General features: G+C 58.4%; 16 protein-coding genes. All 16 read left to right on the top strand.

Going from position 1 to position 17,573, the window contains the following annotated elements; translation table 11 throughout:
• The first annotated feature begins 2 nt into the window (after positions 1-2).
• The 16 genes from C7S18_RS20350 (at position 3) to C7S18_RS20275 (ending at position 17,396) form a co-directional block, all read left to right on the top strand.
• On the top strand, positions 3-932 hold the full coding sequence (locus tag C7S18_RS20350) for a hypothetical protein (protein WP_146152040.1): 930 nt from the start codon (positions 3-5) through the stop codon (positions 930-932).
• A 236-nt stretch (positions 933-1,168) separates the two neighbouring features.
• A complete protein-coding gene (locus tag C7S18_RS20345) occupies positions 1,169-1,750 on the top strand; it encodes a hypothetical protein (RefSeq protein ID WP_170113389.1) in 582 nt (193 codons plus the stop codon).
• Between the two features lie 677 nt (positions 1,751-2,427).
• Positions 2,428-2,901 (top strand): TcpQ domain-containing protein, encoded by a 474-nt coding sequence (locus C7S18_RS20340; RefSeq protein WP_170113388.1) that lies wholly within the window; start codon positions 2,428-2,430, stop codon positions 2,899-2,901.
• Positions 2,894-4,444 (top strand): PilN family type IVB pilus formation outer membrane protein, encoded by a 1,551-nt coding sequence (pilN, locus tag C7S18_RS20335; protein ID WP_106893292.1) that lies wholly within the window; start codon positions 2,894-2,896, stop codon positions 4,442-4,444. Before C7S18_RS20340 ends, pilN begins: the two co-directional genes overlap by 8 nt.
• 10 nt (positions 4,445-4,454) lie before the next feature.
• On the top strand, positions 4,455-5,930 hold the full coding sequence (locus C7S18_RS20330) for a type IV pilus inner membrane component PilO (protein ID WP_106893291.1): 1,476 nt from the start codon (positions 4,455-4,457) through the stop codon (positions 5,928-5,930).
• Positions 5,914-6,447: a hypothetical protein gene (locus tag C7S18_RS20325; RefSeq protein WP_146152038.1), complete on the top strand. Its 534-nt coding sequence runs from the start codon at positions 5,914-5,916 to the stop codon at positions 6,445-6,447. The genes C7S18_RS20330 and C7S18_RS20325 overlap by 17 nt, the downstream gene beginning before the upstream one ends.
• 14 nt (positions 6,448-6,461) lie before the next feature.
• On the top strand, positions 6,462-8,090 hold the full coding sequence (locus C7S18_RS20320; protein WP_106893289.1) for a GspE/PulE family protein: 1,629 nt from the start codon (positions 6,462-6,464) through the stop codon (positions 8,088-8,090).
• Positions 8,087-9,235: a type II secretion system F family protein gene (locus tag C7S18_RS20315; RefSeq protein ID WP_106893288.1), complete on the top strand. Its 1,149-nt coding sequence runs from the start codon at positions 8,087-8,089 to the stop codon at positions 9,233-9,235. Before C7S18_RS20320 ends, C7S18_RS20315 begins: the two co-directional genes overlap by 4 nt.
• 108 nt (positions 9,236-9,343) lie before the next feature.
• Positions 9,344-9,907: a type 4 pilus major pilin gene (locus C7S18_RS20310; RefSeq protein WP_106893287.1), complete on the top strand. Its 564-nt coding sequence runs from the start codon at positions 9,344-9,346 to the stop codon at positions 9,905-9,907.
• A gap of 60 nt (positions 9,908-9,967) precedes the next feature.
• Positions 9,968-10,486, top strand: a complete 519-nt coding sequence (locus tag C7S18_RS20305; RefSeq protein WP_106893286.1) for a hypothetical protein — start codon at positions 9,968-9,970, stop codon at positions 10,484-10,486.
• 29 nt (positions 10,487-10,515) lie between these two features.
• The gene (locus C7S18_RS20300; RefSeq protein ID WP_146152037.1) at positions 10,516-11,010 is read left to right on the top strand and encodes a hypothetical protein; all 495 of its coding nucleotides are present in this window, start codon (positions 10,516-10,518) and stop codon (positions 11,008-11,010) included.
• Positions 11,011-11,013: 3 nt separating this feature from the next.
• Positions 11,014-12,075 (top strand): ATPase, T2SS/T4P/T4SS family, encoded by a 1,062-nt coding sequence (locus C7S18_RS20295; protein WP_106893284.1) that lies wholly within the window; start codon positions 11,014-11,016, stop codon positions 12,073-12,075.
• 677 nt (positions 12,076-12,752) lie between these two features.
• Positions 12,753-13,766 (top strand): hypothetical protein, encoded by a 1,014-nt coding sequence (locus tag C7S18_RS20290; RefSeq protein ID WP_106893283.1) that lies wholly within the window; start codon positions 12,753-12,755, stop codon positions 13,764-13,766.
• A 55-nt stretch (positions 13,767-13,821) separates the two neighbouring features.
• The gene (locus C7S18_RS20285; protein ID WP_106893282.1) at positions 13,822-14,247 is read left to right on the top strand and encodes a hypothetical protein; all 426 of its coding nucleotides are present in this window, start codon (positions 13,822-13,824) and stop codon (positions 14,245-14,247) included.
• A gap of 258 nt (positions 14,248-14,505) precedes the next feature.
• A complete protein-coding gene (locus C7S18_RS20280; protein WP_146152036.1) occupies positions 14,506-15,843 on the top strand; it encodes a hypothetical protein in 1,338 nt (445 codons plus the stop codon).
• 743 nt (positions 15,844-16,586) lie between these two features.
• The gene (locus C7S18_RS20275; RefSeq protein ID WP_106893280.1) at positions 16,587-17,396 is read left to right on the top strand and encodes a hypothetical protein; all 810 of its coding nucleotides are present in this window, start codon (positions 16,587-16,589) and stop codon (positions 17,394-17,396) included.
• Positions 17,397-17,573 lie beyond the last annotated feature (177 nt).

Below are 17,573 nucleotides of genomic sequence, written 5' to 3'. Positions count from 1 at the left end.
AAATGGAACACAAGCTTCTCCTACGTTTGGTACACGTTTTATTGCTAACTTGCTCCGCGCAAGCGGCCATCGCAAATTGCGATGAGCAGAGCATTAATGCTATCGGCGAGCCAGGATTCTCAGCTGCAGAAACCGTCAACAGCGAAATCTACTCGACAGTCCTGTCAGAAATCGGCGATCCTGGATTCGCTGTAATTTTGACGGATCCTTGCATGCCAACAGTCATCGTCACTGCGACGCCGCCGCCCTCACCACCTCAGCTTGGTGTCGGTGGTCGGCTCTTCGAAGGAAATCCATACGCAGTAGGCGGCTCTATGTTCGGGCCGAGTTCTATGCAGTGTCTCGAACTCGCGAACGACCGCCCTGACAATTGCCCAAGTCCGGTCGTTCCCCCTTACACATGGGATTTCGGAATTGACGAAAGCGATCCAGGCGGCGGACTAGACCTACTGCGGGACTATCTCGACAATGAGGCAGACCCAAATTTCGCGGACTCTGTTCGAAGCGCGATGATGCACCATACAATGATGCTGACATCAGGCAATGACCAAGGTTCGGCACATACCTATTTGATTGATACGGTCGCATGGGCTTGCATGGGAGAGCTACGCCAAGACATTGACAGCGGCCAGCTGACCAGTTTCAGCGACGCATTTGATTCATGCCTTGGCGCTTTCCAGCGACTTCACTATGAGAACGGTCAAATGGGTGCACCCATTGAAACGAGGCTACTCGGCTTTCTCACGAACAACTACGTTTCGGCAGTTGTGGATAGAATCGCGCCGCGTGCGAACGAGTTGATTCAGCTGTTCGCAGGGCTATTTCTCACTGGCCCGACCGATTCACTTTCAGACAAAGAAGCAGCGGTTGTCGCACAGCGAGACTGCGCCGTTTTCCAAATGAAGAACCAGGCCTACGGTTGCGGATTATGAGAACGCGCTACATCGCAATGGCCTTAGCAGCCCTTTGTGGCGCTGCGTTTTGGTTGGTGCAACGGGACTCTAGTCAAGCACCGCAAGACCTAGCCGAACAAAGCTCCGCGTCCTCCAAAGGGGGCGCGGATTCGGAGCAAGGCCCGTTTCCTACGGTTGCATACGCCGAACAAGCCAATGGAGGCTCGTTGTCCCAAGAAAAACGAACGGAGTTTTCATGTGAGCAACCGTGCTCTATGACATCTTATGAGCAAGCAGAGAGTGACGCTGAAGCACGGTGGCTAAGCAGAATGGGATATCCGAGCTTAGAAGTGCGTGAGAAGGCGGCGAATCTCGATGCAGACGCGTTGATTGCGATGGGTCATGACGAGAAGAGCCCTACATTGATCGCGCTCGGAATCGAAAAGCAAATAGTCGATATCGGCCAGTTTCAAGTAGACGCGAAATTTCTTGAATTGTCAGCACTCGCCTCGACGACTGGGACGATCTACCCGCTGATCGTAGAAGCCCGAGCACGCCTCGACTTGTATCGGCGTGACCCCGAGTACGGGCGGGCGACCAACCAATTGAAGGATGCGGCGGTCGCGCTGCGCATGGCAGCCATGATGGGCGACTACAAAGCGATGCAAATTAGCGAGCAGATTCCGCTGCAGGAGCTAACGCCGCGCTTCTGGGCAGATGTCGAAAGTAGCGCAGCAATTCAACTTCAACGCAAGGAATTCATCCCAATCTTCAGGCTGCGCCGCAGTCAGAGTGCGCCTAGACCATTCCCAAAGGAAAAAGTCTGCGAAGGCGTACCTGCGCCTTACGCCTGCTAAACGCTAGGATTTGTGATCGGTAGCGATGTTTCCGCTTTCACGCCTGCCGAAGAGACTGTTCGCAAGTAGCCTACTCCGCAGGCCGAATCTACCAGTGCGGGAGCCAAAAGAAGCCTCGGCTCCCGCACTCGCGAAAGAAGGTTGCAGCGGTGACTACTTGCCACATTCCCGCGGACAAAGCATCGCCTGTTTCGTGGCATCGGGAACGATTCACAGCGCAAAGTCGCGCCCAAGTGCCACTCGCAACTAGCCTACAAGAACTCAAAAAAACCCCCGGATATCGCGGGTCGGTGAGATCGACCGGTTCGTACAGTGGGCGCATCCCAACAGGACGCCGCTATGCCGAACGCCCAACTTATCCTAACCGACCGTCCCAGGCTTCGTGCCGGGGTGTGGACCTTGCTCGCCCACAGTGCCGACCAGGGCCAGCCCCACGCAAGTCAATCAAATCAATCAGTTACTGCCAACCGGCCGAGCAAGCCCCTGGTCCGATCGGCGCCGCGCCCAGAACCCCGCCTGAATGCCCGGGAAATCCCCACTGAAAGGGATGAAAAAATTGTTACATCCGTGGCAAGATTCGCGCGAACGACCATACCCGCGCTGGCTGAGATCCGGCTCGCTAGCGCTCAGGGGATCAATTTTGCTGACTGCACCGTACCCGGAATGGGGGAATGACCATGCTCGCGCGAATTTTAGCCCTGATGCTCCTGGCGGGCTCGGCCTTGGCTGAGGTGCCAGCCGAACTCGATCTCGACATTCTCGACGCACCAACCGTGGCCGCAACAACCCCAGCGCCACAGACCGACGGTGCTGCCGACTCTGGTGCTGCAACATTGGTCCCACTTCCCGACACGCTGCGCGAGCGCCTGCAAACCGGCAGTGCCGGCGATTGGTCCGCCGTTGCCGGCGAAACCCTGCAGCAAACCTTGCAGCGCTGGGCCGATAGCGCCGGTTGGCAGCTGATCTGGGCGGCACGTCCCGAAACCAATCTCGTGCTCGATGTCGATCTCGACTACCCCGCAGGTACCACGATGCAAGAAGCGATCCGCACCACCTTCAAGGCGCTATCGCGTCGCCCCGCAGCGCCCAAGGCGTGCGAATACCGCAACAAGACGCTGCGCATCGTCAACCTGGGAGACCGCTGTGACTAAGCGCCTGCTCACCTGTTCGGTTCTTTTGTTACTAAATGCGTGCGCGGCGACGCGCGGCCAGCGCGAAGCGTTCGACACGCAAGCCGAAATCGCCGATCGGGCTGCGACCGCACGCGCCAGTCTGGACCGAGCCGTACAGAACGAACCGTGGTACGAAGTCGTTGACGATGTCTGGGTCGGTACGCGCAGTGCAGCCGAAGACAGCCCGCAGCGTCCGGCTGTGCTGAACGCGCCGCTCGAACGACAAAGCCTTGCAGCAATGAGCTTGCCCGAAATCGCCGCCTGGCTAAGTCGGCATTACGGCGTTCGCATCAAGATGAGCGAAGAAGCGCGCGCTGCCGAAGCGGCCAACGCCAGCATCGTGTTGTCCCATACTGGCACGGTCGCCAGCTATCTCGACGCTCTGAGTGCGCGTACCGGTGTGTTCTGGCGCTGGCAGCACGACCAGGTCGAGTGGTTCGTCAATGAAACGCGCAGCTATCAATTCGACGCGCTGGCGTTCAAAACCGAGATCAACAACACGATCACCAACGTCAATGCCAGCTCGTCCTCAGGTGGTGGCAGCACGGGCGGTAGTGGCAGCGGGTCGCAATCAGGGTTGAACATCAGCTCCGGCCAAACGACCAGCCTCACTGCCAGCATCGATCCGTTCGATGCGCTGCTGAAAGACATCGAGAACATTGTCGGCAAGAAAGGCGAGGGCGCCGGATCGAACGACATCATCGCGAACAAGTTCCTGAATACGATCACCGTAACCGCCACGCCGGTCGTCCACGAACGTGTGCAGGCCTACATGGAGCAGGCGAACGCAATTGCCAGCAAGCAGGTGCAGTTCAACGTCAAAGTGCTGTCGGTGGAGCTCGACGCGACCGAGAGCTATGGCATCAACTGGGGCGTGATCTACCAAGACTTGAACAGCCGCCTCAAGATCGAAACCAACTTGGTATCCGATGCGATCAACTCAGCGAACAGCACCACGATCGGCCTGATCAATCCGGATAGCCGATTCGATGGCTCGGAAGTACTGTTGGAAGCGTTGAGCGCGCAAGGCGATGTCAGCATTGAACAGAGCGCCAACGTCATCACGTTGAATGGTCGCCCCGCGCCGATTCAGGTGACCGAAGACACCGCGTACCTGCCGAGCGTCACCTCGCTGCAGGTACCCAACGCGGGCGCGACTACCTCGTTCCAAGGTGCCACCGTCACGACCGGCTTCGCGATGCGACTGACGCCGATGGTCCGCGCCAACAACGACGTCATCGTGCAACTCGAACTCAACATCTCGAACCTCCGCAATCTGCGCCAAATCTCTCCAGGGTTGGGTCTGACGGCCGAGCAACCCGAAATCGACCGTCGACAGATTGCGCCGCAAGTGCTGCTGAAGTCGGGTGCCACCATGGTGTTGTCAGGCTTTGAACAGACGCGCGCTGGCGGCAATCGTCGTGGCATGGGCTCGCCAAAGTTTCAGGCTCTGGGCGGCGGCACCAACGCGAGCCAGAAAAAGTCGACGCTCGTGGTGTTGATCACGCCAATCGTTCTGTGACGGCCGCATCATGATCACGATCACGGTCCCACTCAACGGTCGCAATCACACCGTCATTGGCGGCCTCACTTGGGTAAACCTCAGCACGATCGACGCAGCACCCGGTGTACGCAAACCCACGCGCACAGAGCCTCTGCAAAAGAAACCACTGCGCGCACTCAAGCGAGTGATGCAGTCGCGCCGAGTCAGCACCGGTGTGCTCATTCAAGACGCTGCAGAGCCCGCGAACTGGATGTTCGGCTACCTGGCCAAGCCGCCAAGAGAGGCGACCTCGGCGATCGTCTGGATGGCCATCGCGAACCCGACTGAGCGCGTCCTTTACATCGAGCAGCAGGAATCCGGGCCAACGTGGATTGCCGCCACCGATCTCGGCAAGCTCGGTATCGCGCCGGAAGTCGATTCGCTGATCAATAGCGATCAGGCATTGCGTGCTGCGATCGATACCTTGTTGGAGCACTGGACATCGGAAGACGTCCCGTTCAAGGTCGTGCTGAATCTGCGGCACCGGATCACGACACCGTTGCTTGAGCGGGCCATTCAGAACGGGCAGGCGACGCCGGGCACGTTGAGCGATCTGCTCACTGCGCCGCCACCGCCGGCTGCCAGGTTGCAACGCCTATTGCCGTTGCCATTGGCGAACGCGCTGGTCATCGCGGCAGCAGTGGGTGTCGTCGGGTACTACGCACTGGACTGGTACCAGACCTCGAGAGCCGAGCAGGAAGCGCTCGCCGAAGCGCAGCGTCAGCAACTCGAAGCGGCGGGTGTCGACTTGGATCAAGATCGGCTCAAACAACTCGACGAAACCGCGCAACAGGCCGCCGTGCTAGCCGCCTTGAGAGAAGACACTGAAACACCCGTGGCGCAAGATGTTGTGACCGCCTGTGCGAACCTCGTCGCAGACATTCAAGACATCGAGACTGGTTGGGCATTGACAGAAGTGAGCTGCGACCCGATCACCCAGAATGCGTCAGCGACCTATCGCTTGACGTTAGGCAGCCAATACAACGGTGGCAGTAACCGAACTCTGGATGTGCTGAAGGAACGAGCCGCAGTCGTACACTACACCGACTACGAACGCGCAACCGCAAGCTTTCCGCTACCAACGTTGACCAAACGGTCGGCCCTCAATCGCGACGGGTTGATCCATTCCAAGGACTGGGTCGAACAGATGGGGCAGCGACTTCAGGAGCTCCGGATGGCCGATCCCACCCTTGCAGCAAGCTTCGGTGCTCCCGAGGTGCGAAGCGTGTCTTATCAAGTGCCAGTCGATCCCACGGTCGAACAAACCGCCGGACCGAAGTTCGCGGAAGTCAGCCCGCAATTCGGCTACCAACACGGCAGCATTCTGCTCAGCGGTGCCGGCCCGATCATGTTGATCCACTCGAGTCTGGTCGAACCCAACATCAGTCTCCGCAAAATCACCATAACGCCCACGAATCAAGACTGGGCGTGGAATCTGGAGTTGAACTATGTCTGTGTGTCCTGAATCCTTCGCGCGCCGATTGATGGTTTCGCTGATCGCGCTCCTACTCAGCAATCAATGTGTCGCGCAGACAACGGTCGCGCCGGCGCCTGACTCAAACAAAACCATCGTGAGCCAGGCACCTCAAGTGACCGCTGCGCCGAATCAGAGTCCGCCGCAAGTCGTTCGTCCCGACGCCACGTTGCAGCAGCAGATCCAACTCCAGCAGCTGAACGCGCAAGTCAGCAAGGAGCTTGAACGCCTGAACAATGAGGTGCAGATCGAAACCGTGCGTCAGACGTTGCAGGAAAAGCGGGAAGGCAGCATGCCCGAGTTCCTCGGCACGTTCCGATCCCCAGCCGGAAGCTACGCCGAGTTTCGCGTGGGCCAAAGCGTACAGGAGCGCAAAGTGGGCGAACTAGTCACCGCCGAATGGCGTGTCGAGGAAGTCCATAGCGACCGCGTGCGACTGTGCAAGGTCAGCCATGCGCAGTGTCGAACACTGACGCCTGCGACCAACGACAAACCGGTGTCGAAATAAGTCCGGAGCCGATCATGGACCAGCGACTCGAACTTGAACAAATACAGACCATTCTCCGTGTGCTGTCAGGGCAGGGCGGGGTGGTCAACCTGTCGCCGGCACAGCGCGCGGTGGGTGCCATTTTCGAGACGCGCAAGCATGAAGTCGTGCTGGTCTGGACGGGTGATGACATCAAGACGCGCATCACCATCGAGCGCGAAGCGCATGCAGCAGATGTACGTATCGCTCGGAAGATCCTGGCCAGTGCGGAGTTGATCCGCGTCATTTACGACAACGCCGGTCGTGACGCCGCGCGCTACCCAGTGCTCTCCGATGCCGAAAAGGGTCAGCCGCGCGTGCTCGTCGAACACGTGGTCGCGCGGGCGATTGCGTTGGGCGCCAGCGACATCCATTTGCAGACTGAAGACACGCATACCGAAGTGTCGTTTCGCGTACACGGCGACATCGTGCCATTCGCCGAAAAGCTGACGCGCAGTCACGGCGAGCAAATGGCCATTACGCTGTGGAACATGAAAGACGCGTCGTCCGCGGCAGACGAATTTCGCAAGTCGATGTATCAGCAGTGCCGTATCGAAGGTGATTTCCGCTTGGGCGAGGGCAGCGAGGCTGAGACGATCCGCGCGCAGCTCCGCTTCCAAAGCGCACCGATGAAAGGTGATGCCTTTAAGATCGTCATGCGCGTGCAGTCGAATTTTCGTGCGGCTGATCGTCGCGATCTGGCCGGTTGCGGGTACTCGCAGGACCAGCGCGCCGCACTCGAGATGGCAGCAATGGCGTCCGACGGCTTGGTGTTGGTGTCCGGTCCGGTGAACTCCGGTAAGACCGTGACGCTGGGCGCACTCGGTGCGTTTCAGGTGGCGGTTTACGGCAAACGCAAAGTCATCGCGACCGTCGAGGACCCGATCGAACTGCGCATTCAAGGCGCCTGCCAACACCCGGTGGTCAGCATCGATGGCAAAGGTTTCGATGAGGCGGTGTTGAGCGCGCTGCGCCAGGACGTCAACACCGTGATCCTGGGCGAAATCCGAACCGCGAGCACCGCAGGGATCTGTCGCAAGGCCGCCGAAACCGGGCACTTGATCATGTCGTCGGTACACGCGACCGATGCCTGGGCGACGCTAACCCGCATCATCAAGCTCGGCATCGATATCGAAAAACTGGGCGAGCCGGGGTTCCTGCGCGCCATCTGCAATCAGCGCCTGCTACCCGCCTTGTGTCCACATTGTGCGATCAGCCCCGAGCGTAAGGCACGCAATCCGGTGTTCGCGCTACAGCTCGATCGAATTCGCCGAACGCTTGGTTCACACGCGTCCTGGGATCAACTTCGCTTCAAGAACCACGATGGCTGCGAACATTGCAGTGGTGGCGCCACCGGCCTGAAGCTGGTCGCCGAGATTCTGGTGCCCGATGAAACGCTCTGCGAAGCATTGCAGATGAACGATATGAAGCGCGCCCGCGAGTACTGGAGTTCTGGCGAACTAGCCGCGAAGAACAACCTGCCGCCGGGCAATGCCTACAGCTCGGCCTATACGTTGATGTTGATGGGCCAAGCCTGTCCGTTTGATGTCGAACATCGCTTCGGTCAGATCCATGTGCCGAAGGCGCACGAACGCAAGGCCATGCTGGCGGTGGTGAAGCCATGATAGCGGGCCTGCTCGAAGACTGGGGCGATACGCTCCGTGATTGGTTCGACTTGGCATCGAAGCGCGAAGCGTTCCGGGCGTGGCGCTTGCGTCGTCGCTACTTTTCAGCCAAGCGCCGGAGTTTGTTCTACGACAAATTGCATGACTTCTGCGGCCAAGGCCGACGCGTCTCGTTGCGCGAAGCACTGACCGAAATGCATGCCCGCGCCCTGGAAGACGGTGACAAATTCCACCTAGTGCTCAGTGAGATTCTGGAAGAGCTGAAGAACAATCCAACCCTCACCACACTCGCGCTGAAACCGTATTTGCCGCCAGCCGAATTCACCATGCTCTATGCCGCGGACGAAGCCGGCAAAGTGGCGGAAGGGCTCGCCAACGCGCGCGACGCGGCACGGCAAGTGGACGAGATTCTGGGTGAGCTCAAAGCGTCGCTAGCCGGGCCGTTGATTTCCCTGTTGATGCTGCTTGGGGTGATCTACGCACTGCCGGGGATGGTCGTCAACGTGTTGCTTGATCTGGTGCCGGAAGATCGCTGGCCGCCGTTCGCGCTGCCGATGTTGTGGCTCAGCAAGTACGTGCCAGTATTCGGGCACTGGACCTTGCTCGCGCTGGCGCTGATCACTTGGCAGATCCTTCGCACCTTACCGACCTGGATCAGCCCGGTTCGAATGTGGCTCGACCACCACCTCGTGCCGTGGAGCTTCTATCGCGATTACATGAGCGCAACCACGATGATCGCGCTGTCCGGATTAAAGCGATCTGGTCGTGGTTTGCGGCACGCGCTGGAAGGCATCGTCCATGAGGCCACGCCGTGGCTCAAACAGCATCTCGACGAAATGATCCTGCGTCTATCGGCCCGCGGCGCCACCGTCGTGCAAGCGATGGACACCGGTCTGCTTGACAAAGAGGTCATGCGCAACTTGCGCGACTATGCCAAAGCCGATGCCGAGACCAAGGCGCTGGAGCTGCTCGGAAACGACTGCGTCAAACAGCTGCGCAAGAGCATTTCGCAGCTGACCACCATTGCCCGCTACACCAGCATGGTCGGCCTCGTGCTGTTGTTCCTGTACATCAATGGCGCCGTTTACACCGTGACGATCTCTGCCCAGGACTACGTCCAAGAGCTCCAGAACGGCATCCCATGATTCGATGAGAAAAGCCCGAAAAACCCCCCTCAAACCGCGGGAATCGCGTCGCAACGATTCCCTACATTAACCCTACCGTCTGACACGGCAACCACCAGGAGAAACCCCATGCGTAACGTCAAAGCAGTTCCGTCCAAGTCCCAAACCGCTGGTAACAGCATCCTCGAATTCAATCTCTACAACGTGCTGATTCTGCTTGGCGCTGCTGGGTTGCTGGCGGCGTTTGTGTGGAGCCAGTCCGCTGGCAAGGTGAATGACTCCAAAGAGCTGCTCAGCCAAATCCAAGTAGGCATCAAGAGCGAGTTTCCGAATGGCGGCCCTTACACCGGATTGGCTGTCGCGACGCTCGCCGGCAATCAGTCTTTGCCTGCCAACCGTCTGAATGGTGGCAACATCAAGAATCCAATCGGACTCGGAAACGTCACGCTTGGTGTCGCAACGTACCCGCCTACGAATACCGACGGCGCATACACCATCACGATGTCGATGGACGTTGCCTCATGCTCAAAAGTTGTCGCCGGCGTAGAAGGCCAGTTTGAACGAATCACCGTCAACGGTACTGCGGTTAAGGACAGCAAGGGCGCATCCGTCGTGGCCTACACGAAGACTCTGGCGGATACAAACTGTCAGTCTGCAACACAGCCGACAACTGTGGTGTTCACCAACCAATAAGGACGTACCCCCACATGGGCCATGGATGGCCCCCTTCTCCCTGAAGACGCGAACATACCTATGAGAACCTACCGCCAAACCGGTTACAGCCTGATGAATCTCAGTCTGACCTTGCTGCTCGCAGCGTTGGTGGCTGCCGGGATCCTGGCGTTCGCGTCGATGCTCGACACCCGCCGCAAGGTCAACGAAACCTTAGACCTTGCGCACCGGGCAGCAGCGCGCACCAAGGAGCTCGGTGCGAACCAAGCCGATGGCTACGCGACGCTGACGACTGCCCAGTTGGCAGACTTGGTCCCGGTCAATCAGCGCACACTGTCCGGTGGCAACATTGACTCTCTGCGCACGGCGCTGAACCGGCCGTTGCGCTTGGTTCCGAATGGCAACTTTGCGTTCTGGATCCGACTCAGCAACTTAAGCAGCAGCGAATGCCGCGCGCTGATCCGGCAAGCCTGGCTGCACTACCCGCGGGTGCAGTTGAATGCCGTCGTTCGCAAGACGAGCAGCACCGCGACGTTGGTTACAGCCGACCTCGACGCTTGCGCCGCCACCAACAACACCCTAGACATGGAAGGCAGCTGAACATGCGTGGCTACACCCTCCAGGAATTCATGATCGTGCTGCTGCTAGGCGCGCTGATTGCTGCCGTCGGCATTCCGATCGCACGTGAGGCCTATAGCGATCTCGAAGACGCCGACTTCTCGAAGCTGCTGGAACTGATCATCACAACCGGGCGAAGCAACTACGAACAGTCGACCAGCTACGTTGGGATCACGAAGGACGAGATCGTTCCAAACCTGCCGCAGAAATGGATTCTTAACGGCACCGACATCCGGCACCCCCTGAACGGAACGATCACCGTGGCTGCCGACGCCACTGATAACACCCGTATGCGCCTTGTCGTCTCGGTGCTTCGGCCAGATACTTGCCGACGGGTCATTCTGACGTCTTGGCCATTAATCGACGCGATCGCTGTCAGCAATTCCGTACTGGGAACCGGCACCACGGACGTCAAGACCGTCGTCGGTCAGACCATGCCCTCCGAAGCAACTTTAACGACTGTTTGCACGATTAACACCCGGTCTGTGGTCTTGCTGAGCGACTAATTCATGAGCACGCTGATCAGGTTCATCCCATCACAGGCGCTCGACATCCCAGCGAGCATCCGAGACCTCCACCTAAAACACGATGCAAACGGTGAGCTCGTTCTGGGTGACTGTTCCGTAGGCATAGGCCAGCGCGCCCAAGCCACGAGTAGTGACCACGAAATGTTACTTCGCCGCCTCGGTTCCGAAGTTCAGATGCTCACCAATCCAGGCAGTAGCAGACTGGACCTCGGGTCGGGAGCGTGCTTCCGCGTGGAACGCTATCCCTGCCGCGACGGCATCATGACCGCGATGCGCCGTCTGCCCGCTGCCGTGCCAGCGCTAGAGCAACTGAACCTACCGCACCTATGGCGTGAGTTGTTCGAGCTCGAAGACTTATGTCGTGGCGGTTTGGTCCTCGTGGTTGCGCCGACAGGTTCTGGCAAGAGCGTCACGCTGGCATCGATTGGTGCGACGCGTTTGCAGCGCTACAGTGGCTACATGACAACGATCGAAGACCCGATCGAAATGCCGCTCCATGGTTGGCATGGCCAAGGCAAATGCGTGCAGACCGAAGTGGACACTACACTCGATCCGGCCGAAGCCTATATCCGCGCGCTTCGAACCGCGTTGCGCGCCTATCCGACTGCACCCCAGGGCGGCACGATGCTGCTATTCGGCGAAGTGCGCGATCAAGCGAGCGCCGCCGAAGTCTTGCGCGCCGCGAACCAAGGTCATCTGGTGCTGACGACGCTACATGGCAGTTCGATCGAAAGCGCGCTGCGCCGCTTGATTGCAATGGCCACCCGCGACTTAGGCCAACACCAAGCACAAGATCTCACCGCAAGCGCGCTGCGCCTGATCATCACCCAAACCCTGCACCTGGACCCGACCCAAACCGGTTGGGCACAAGGCCGCATCGAAGGCCAGTTGCTGTATAGCAGCGGCGAAAAATCGCCCGTTGCCGGCAACATCCGCGACAACGATCTCGGCGGTCTCGCCGAACCACTCGATCAACAAACGAGCTTCCTGAATCGCGCCGAAAAGCCGAGCTTGCAGGAGTTCCTGAAACGGTTCCGGCGTTGATGGACAGAAGCAATCAATCCCTCAAGCAAGGATGCTATGGACAAAACAACCGAGCCAAACTTTAAGAGTACAGCGCACGGGCCGCACCGTTGCTTTACTGATCGACGCGGATGGCCACAGTACATTGAGATTCAACCAGTCGATGGCTGTGTGTGCTGCACTTCCGACGTTGAAGGAATATACGGAAACCCCGGTCGCGCAAGACATCGTAACGACGACTGCCGGCCAACGGCTGAGATCAGAACCACTGAGACGGGTTGGACATTAAAAGATGGCAGCCGCGGCTCAGTTGATCAAAATGCACCATCAATTCGTTGAATTTAGCTTGGCAGCCAAAACCCTGGCCGCAGCAATCGCAGTCTGTATGCGCTGAAGAGGCGTGCAACCGTGGTGCACAACACAAGCTATGAACGTGCCCCGGGAGCCCTGCGCCAATAGCGCTGATGTATATGGGAGGATTTGAAATATTCGGTTGACCGAAATATCATAAAACCACTCACTTAACTTGGGGATGAGGCTGCGCAGACTGTGCACTCGCCCACTTCTACCGAACCATGAATCCTTTCAGTCTCATTTAGCCAATTTTTAGAGTCTCAGACTTTAAGAATCCGCATCCATAGACTTGTATCGCCAGTCGATAGCCCGAACTACGTCACTAGAACGAGCCTACTACAAAGATGAAAAAGCTACTCGCCGCAATTGTCGTGCTCATAGTCGTAGCCCTCTACTTTACGGCGACCCACGACCGCAGCATGGAAGTCGATCCAACAGTAGAGTCCGAAACTACACGAGACCCTACTATCTACGCGACTGATGGTACGGAGGAAGCGCTTAACGAAGTAAGGCGCTTCTCGGACGATCCTGAATTCGCCGCTATATCCAAGCAGGCGGACTTGCTGATGAATCCACGAAATGCAGATAGATATGAGATCCAGAACTTTGGCGCTCAGTTCAGTGGATGGCTGAACCTGATGAAAAAGGGCGATCTGAAAGCAGCAAAAGCGATCTGGGACGCCAATATCGCATGCTCGCAGCGAGGATTCGCCCCCTTCTCGCCAAGGAGCTACGAAGACATGCGCAGTGAAATAATGGCGCAGGCTAGCAATACAGGAAACCCGCCCAGCAAGATGCGGTTGATGCAAATTGCAGCCCTATATTCCCGATGTGGAAACGTTTCAAAAGAACAGCGCCAAGCTGCTATTGAAGCGATAGGAATGCTCGCCGAATCTGGGGACTGGGCAGCAAAGCGAGACTACATCAGTTTGGGCCGGCCAGATGTCTCAGATCGCTCTCTGAATGAGGGGAACCGACAGCTATACGAATATAAGAAGCAAGCGACAAAGTACATGGACGAAGAGATTGCCGCAGGCAACATCGATGCGATGATGCTTCGTTCTGTCCTGCATGGAGGATCGGATTTTACGCAGGCTCCGTCAATCTACGAAGCAGATCCGGTGCAGTCCTTAGGATACAGCCTCGCTGCGATTAACGTTCTAAAGTCCCGTCTCAGTCACACACCAGAAAGCATGGCAACCGAGAGGCAACGACTGCAGGAGCTGATCTCGCAGCACGAAAATGATGCTGCGGTCTATTCGGTGACGAGTTCCGGGAATGCCGGTGGATTAACGCAAGAGCAAATCAGAATGGCTAACGAACTGGCGCAAGAAGTCGCGGGGAGGTGCTGCAAATAAGATACGTCATGAAGTGGTTCAGATTTCATTTTTAGTACGAACACTTGGAGGAAAAATGAAGAAGGTATCAAAGCTTCTGCTTGCAGCCGTGCTGCTCCTGTCAAGCCTCTATGCGCTTGCGGACCCGGTGGCTTACAGGAATGTGTCGATCAATCCCATTGTCTTGACCCCGGCGTTGCGACAGATTCTGTTGGTCGAGTACGGAAACTACACGCTTCAACCAGGACAGTCGATCAGACTCTTGAACGAAGAAATGGGGCTCTACGGGGACTGGACGCCCGCAGAGATTGATGGAAATCCAAGTACAACCGAGTTCTCCCTCATGGCTTCTGGCACATACGCTGTTATCGCGGGCGGTAGCGGTGGTGGCGCGGCCGGCTCATGGCAGTGGGTAACGATCCTGTGGAACAGCAGCTGGACTACCGAATGTCGAGTCGGATCACAGTCCATCTCCTGTGACGATGAGACTGAGTTCCCATAATTCGTGACCTCGTTGCTTGGATCCGATCTCTCGGATCCAAGCAACGCTCATCGATTTACCTGCCAACGAATGCTTCCGTGGCGCCGCGCCAGACGCGGCGAACTTTACGATCGACGCAAAGCATGCGTGCCACCACAAGCGCGACATCGCGCGCTTAGTGCAAACAACTAAACCAACCCCAAACTCGCGGCATCAAATCGGATTCGCCGCAGTCGCTCCGTGGGCTGCATCCCGTTCGCGCCCCATGCAGAGCCGCCCATGCTAAGAACACGCAGATGGACCTTGCCAACCTTCGGCACCATCGTGCTGTTATGCCTGGCTGCCCTGAGCGTCCAAGCAGCGACAGCGACGTCTAACGAATCCCGGCAAGTCATCACCGCCGACATCCCGCGCTTCTGGCAAGCCTATAATCAGATCAGGGAGACCGACTCGCGGACCAAGCAGGTCGAGATCCTCAAGCGCGTGTATATCGACCCCGGGTCGGCCGGGTTGCATGCGATGATGGCGCGGCGCAACTATTCGGTCGATGACTACCTGGATGCGATCAACCACTACCCGCGCTTCTTTGCGTCGGTTCGCGCCAACACGCTGAATGCCGATCAGTACGCAGCAGACATCGACGCGGGCCTGGCCAAACTTCGTGAGTTGTATCCCGAAGCCAAACCGGCGACGGTGACGTTCACGATCGGCGCGCTGATGTCGGGTGGCACCACGCTCAACGATCAGGTTCTGATTGGCGCCGAGATTGCAATGGCCGACCCGTCAGCGGTTACCGACGAGCTACCCGAGCCTTTGGCGGGCAATCTGCGCCGCTACTTCGACACGAACCCGATTCAGAACCTGGCCTTGTTGAATGTCCATGAGTACGTACACACGCAGCAAGGCGCCTTTGGCAGCAATTTGCTGGCGGTGAGTTTGCAGGAAGGCGTGGCCGAGTTCGTGTCGACCAAAGCCATGGGGCGACCCTCGGCCTCACCAGCGCTGGCGTATGGGGCAGGGCATGCCAACCCGGTGCGCGAGCGATTCGCGGCCGAGATGTTTAGTCCGAACTGGGATGATTGGCTTTACAACGATGCCGACAACGCATTCGGGATTCGTGATCTGGGTTACTACGTCGGCGATGCTATCGCCCGGGCGTACTTCGATCAGCACGGCGATTCAGCTGAAGCAAATCGCGAATTGATTGCACTTGACTATCAGGATGCCGAGGCTGTCCAGAAGCTGGTGGATCAATCAGGCTACTTTCGGGAGCCGTTGTCAGTTTTGGCAGAACGCTATCGGGCGCAACAGCCACGTGTGCTTGCGGTGACGGGTCTGAATGAGGCGAGTCGTCCTGCAGCGCCAGCATTGAGCACGATCACCATTCAGTTCTCAGCACCGATGAACCCTCGGTATCGAGGCTTTGACACTGGCCCGTTGGGCGAGGCGAACGTGTTGCGTGTCGAAGCGGTGGAGGGCTGGTCTGCCGATCACACCGAATTGCGCCTGCAAGTACGCGTCAACGCGGCGCAGGTCCAGCAATTGGTGCTGTCGTCCGGCTTTCGCGCGGCCGCTGGTCCGGCTCTGGAACCATACTTGATCGAACACTCGCCGTAGAGACTTCATGGAAACGTCTAGGGAGCCTCTGAACAAGTTCAGAGGCGATGCGGCCCATGGACGGCCCGCCCAAAATCGAGCACGTCAGTGCTTGATTCAGGAGCACTGAGTCCGGACCCCGGCCTTCGCCGGGGCAGGCTTGAGTGCCGGACTCAGTGCGGGTCTGAAAGTCCAGGATGGACTTAATCAGACCCTCTTAGGTCCGCCCGAACGAATCGAACGTGCTCGAGTGCTTGCGTCACTATTGTCGTCATCCTGGAAGCCGCGCAGCGGATTCCGGGATCCAGGGCGATCGTGCGGCGTGGTCGCAACGATGGCGCACGGCGCGCCAGACCGATCGTTGGCGCAAGATTGCCCTGGATCCCAGCTGCGCCAGGATGACGACAATAGGGTCTGCCACTGAGCGGCGCGGCTGACGCCGACCCGGCGATGCGCAATGCTTGAATTACCTTCAGACAAATTGCGATGCGCCAAATTTCAAATTGATTACCCCATTGCGGGTGTCGCCATATAGTTTGCGTAGCCGGTCGAGGAGCGGCAAGTTGCGTCGTCCCACTAGGCGTCACTGGTCGACACGCTATGGCACGTGCCCGGGGTCCAGCGCCCGCAAGACACCCGGAACCACTGGCCATTTCAGACCCAGACTGGACTGGATTCAGAAATTTGCGTTACAACGCCGCCGTTTAAGCACGTGTCTTGTTACGCTCGCTGGGTTTTGCTGCCCCCATCGAGAGATATCTGCCATGAAAGCCCCCTTGCTCCTTGTTTCGATCCTGGCCGTCGCGGCGTACGCGCCGGTGAATGCCCAGAACTTGTTCAACCAAGCCACCGTGACGCGTGGCATCCCGGCCGGTGGCTCGTACGTGCCGCCAGGTGGTTTGTATGACAACGAGCAGTCCGATGGGAGCACCTCGTTGGCATCTCAGGACAGCTCGGGCACGCTTACCGCCCGTTCTGCCGACGACTTCGTGCTGACGCTGGCCGGCTGCCCCAACAATCAGATCCTGGTCACGCAGATCCGGACGCAGATGGTGCAGGCCGACGCCGCACCGCAGCCGTTCGCAATTGACCTTTACCAGGACGACGGCACGGGAAACAGTCCTGCACCAACCAACTCGATCATTCCGTTCGCCACCGCCCAACAGACATCGTCCGTCGTGCTTGGCGCGTTCGGCGTCGGCACAAGCATTCATGAAGTCGCCTTCAACCCGACCAATTTGGTGCTCACCTCGGGCACGCGGTATTGGATCTCCGGCTACGGTGCAACCGCAGCGTCCAACGCTGCTTCTTTCAACAACTTCTTTGCGGCGTCGGCAGGACTGGCCAGTACCACGGACAACGGCGTGATCATTGCGCCGGGTGCGGGTGTGGCGAACTGGACGCCTGTCGATTCTGTGATCGGCCCGCCAGCACTTGCGTTCTCGTTTGCCATTGATGGTCGTTGCGCCGGCGAAGCCGCCCCGGTGTCCGCGAACACGCCTTGGGCCCTTTGGTCGTTGATGGGTCTGCTGGCTCTGGCCGGTGTGCTCGTGGTTCGGCGCCAAACGGCTTAATCGAACTGTCCTAGTCTGTACAAAGGTCGGCCTCTGGGCCGACCTTTGCGGGGCCCGACCTCCTTGCGACGTCGTGATTCTCGCCTTCTCAACACTACTCGCCGTGTGACCACCATTTGCCACGGCTGACCGATTCCGAATCGTTGCACGCGAGTCATCAGGCGTCCGCCGCACGCA

The organism is Ahniella affigens (assembly GCF_003015185.1).
Classification (GTDB): domain Bacteria; phylum Pseudomonadota; class Gammaproteobacteria; order Xanthomonadales; family Ahniellaceae; genus Ahniella; species Ahniella affigens.
This window is presented reverse-complemented; position numbering and strand designations above follow the sequence as displayed.

Coding starts and splice junctions, on each gene's coding strand:
- C7S18_RS20350 (WP_146152040.1), top strand. CDS start 3: ATGGAACACAAGCTTCTCCTACGTTTGGTACACGTTTTATTGCTAACT.
- C7S18_RS20345 (WP_170113389.1), top strand. CDS start 1,169: ATGACATCTTATGAGCAAGCAGAGAGTGACGCTGAAGCACGGTGGCTA.
- C7S18_RS20340 (WP_170113388.1), top strand. CDS start 2,428: ATGCTCGCGCGAATTTTAGCCCTGATGCTCCTGGCGGGCTCGGCCTTG.
- C7S18_RS20330 (WP_106893291.1), top strand. CDS start 4,455: ATGATCACGATCACGGTCCCACTCAACGGTCGCAATCACACCGTCATT.
- C7S18_RS20325 (WP_146152038.1), top strand. CDS start 5,914: ATGTCTGTGTGTCCTGAATCCTTCGCGCGCCGATTGATGGTTTCGCTG.
- C7S18_RS20320 (WP_106893289.1), top strand. CDS start 6,462: ATGGACCAGCGACTCGAACTTGAACAAATACAGACCATTCTCCGTGTG.
- C7S18_RS20315 (WP_106893288.1), top strand. CDS start 8,087: ATGATAGCGGGCCTGCTCGAAGACTGGGGCGATACGCTCCGTGATTGG.
- C7S18_RS20310 (WP_106893287.1), top strand. CDS start 9,344: ATGCGTAACGTCAAAGCAGTTCCGTCCAAGTCCCAAACCGCTGGTAAC.
- C7S18_RS20305 (WP_106893286.1), top strand. CDS start 9,968: ATGAGAACCTACCGCCAAACCGGTTACAGCCTGATGAATCTCAGTCTG.
- C7S18_RS20300 (WP_146152037.1), top strand. CDS start 10,516: ATGATCGTGCTGCTGCTAGGCGCGCTGATTGCTGCCGTCGGCATTCCG.
- C7S18_RS20295 (WP_106893284.1), top strand. CDS start 11,014: ATGAGCACGCTGATCAGGTTCATCCCATCACAGGCGCTCGACATCCCA.
- C7S18_RS20290 (WP_106893283.1), top strand. CDS start 12,753: ATGAAAAAGCTACTCGCCGCAATTGTCGTGCTCATAGTCGTAGCCCTC.
- C7S18_RS20285 (WP_106893282.1), top strand. CDS start 13,822: ATGAAGAAGGTATCAAAGCTTCTGCTTGCAGCCGTGCTGCTCCTGTCA.
- C7S18_RS20280 (WP_146152036.1), top strand. CDS start 14,506: ATGCTAAGAACACGCAGATGGACCTTGCCAACCTTCGGCACCATCGTG.
- C7S18_RS20275 (WP_106893280.1), top strand. CDS start 16,587: ATGAAAGCCCCCTTGCTCCTTGTTTCGATCCTGGCCGTCGCGGCGTAC.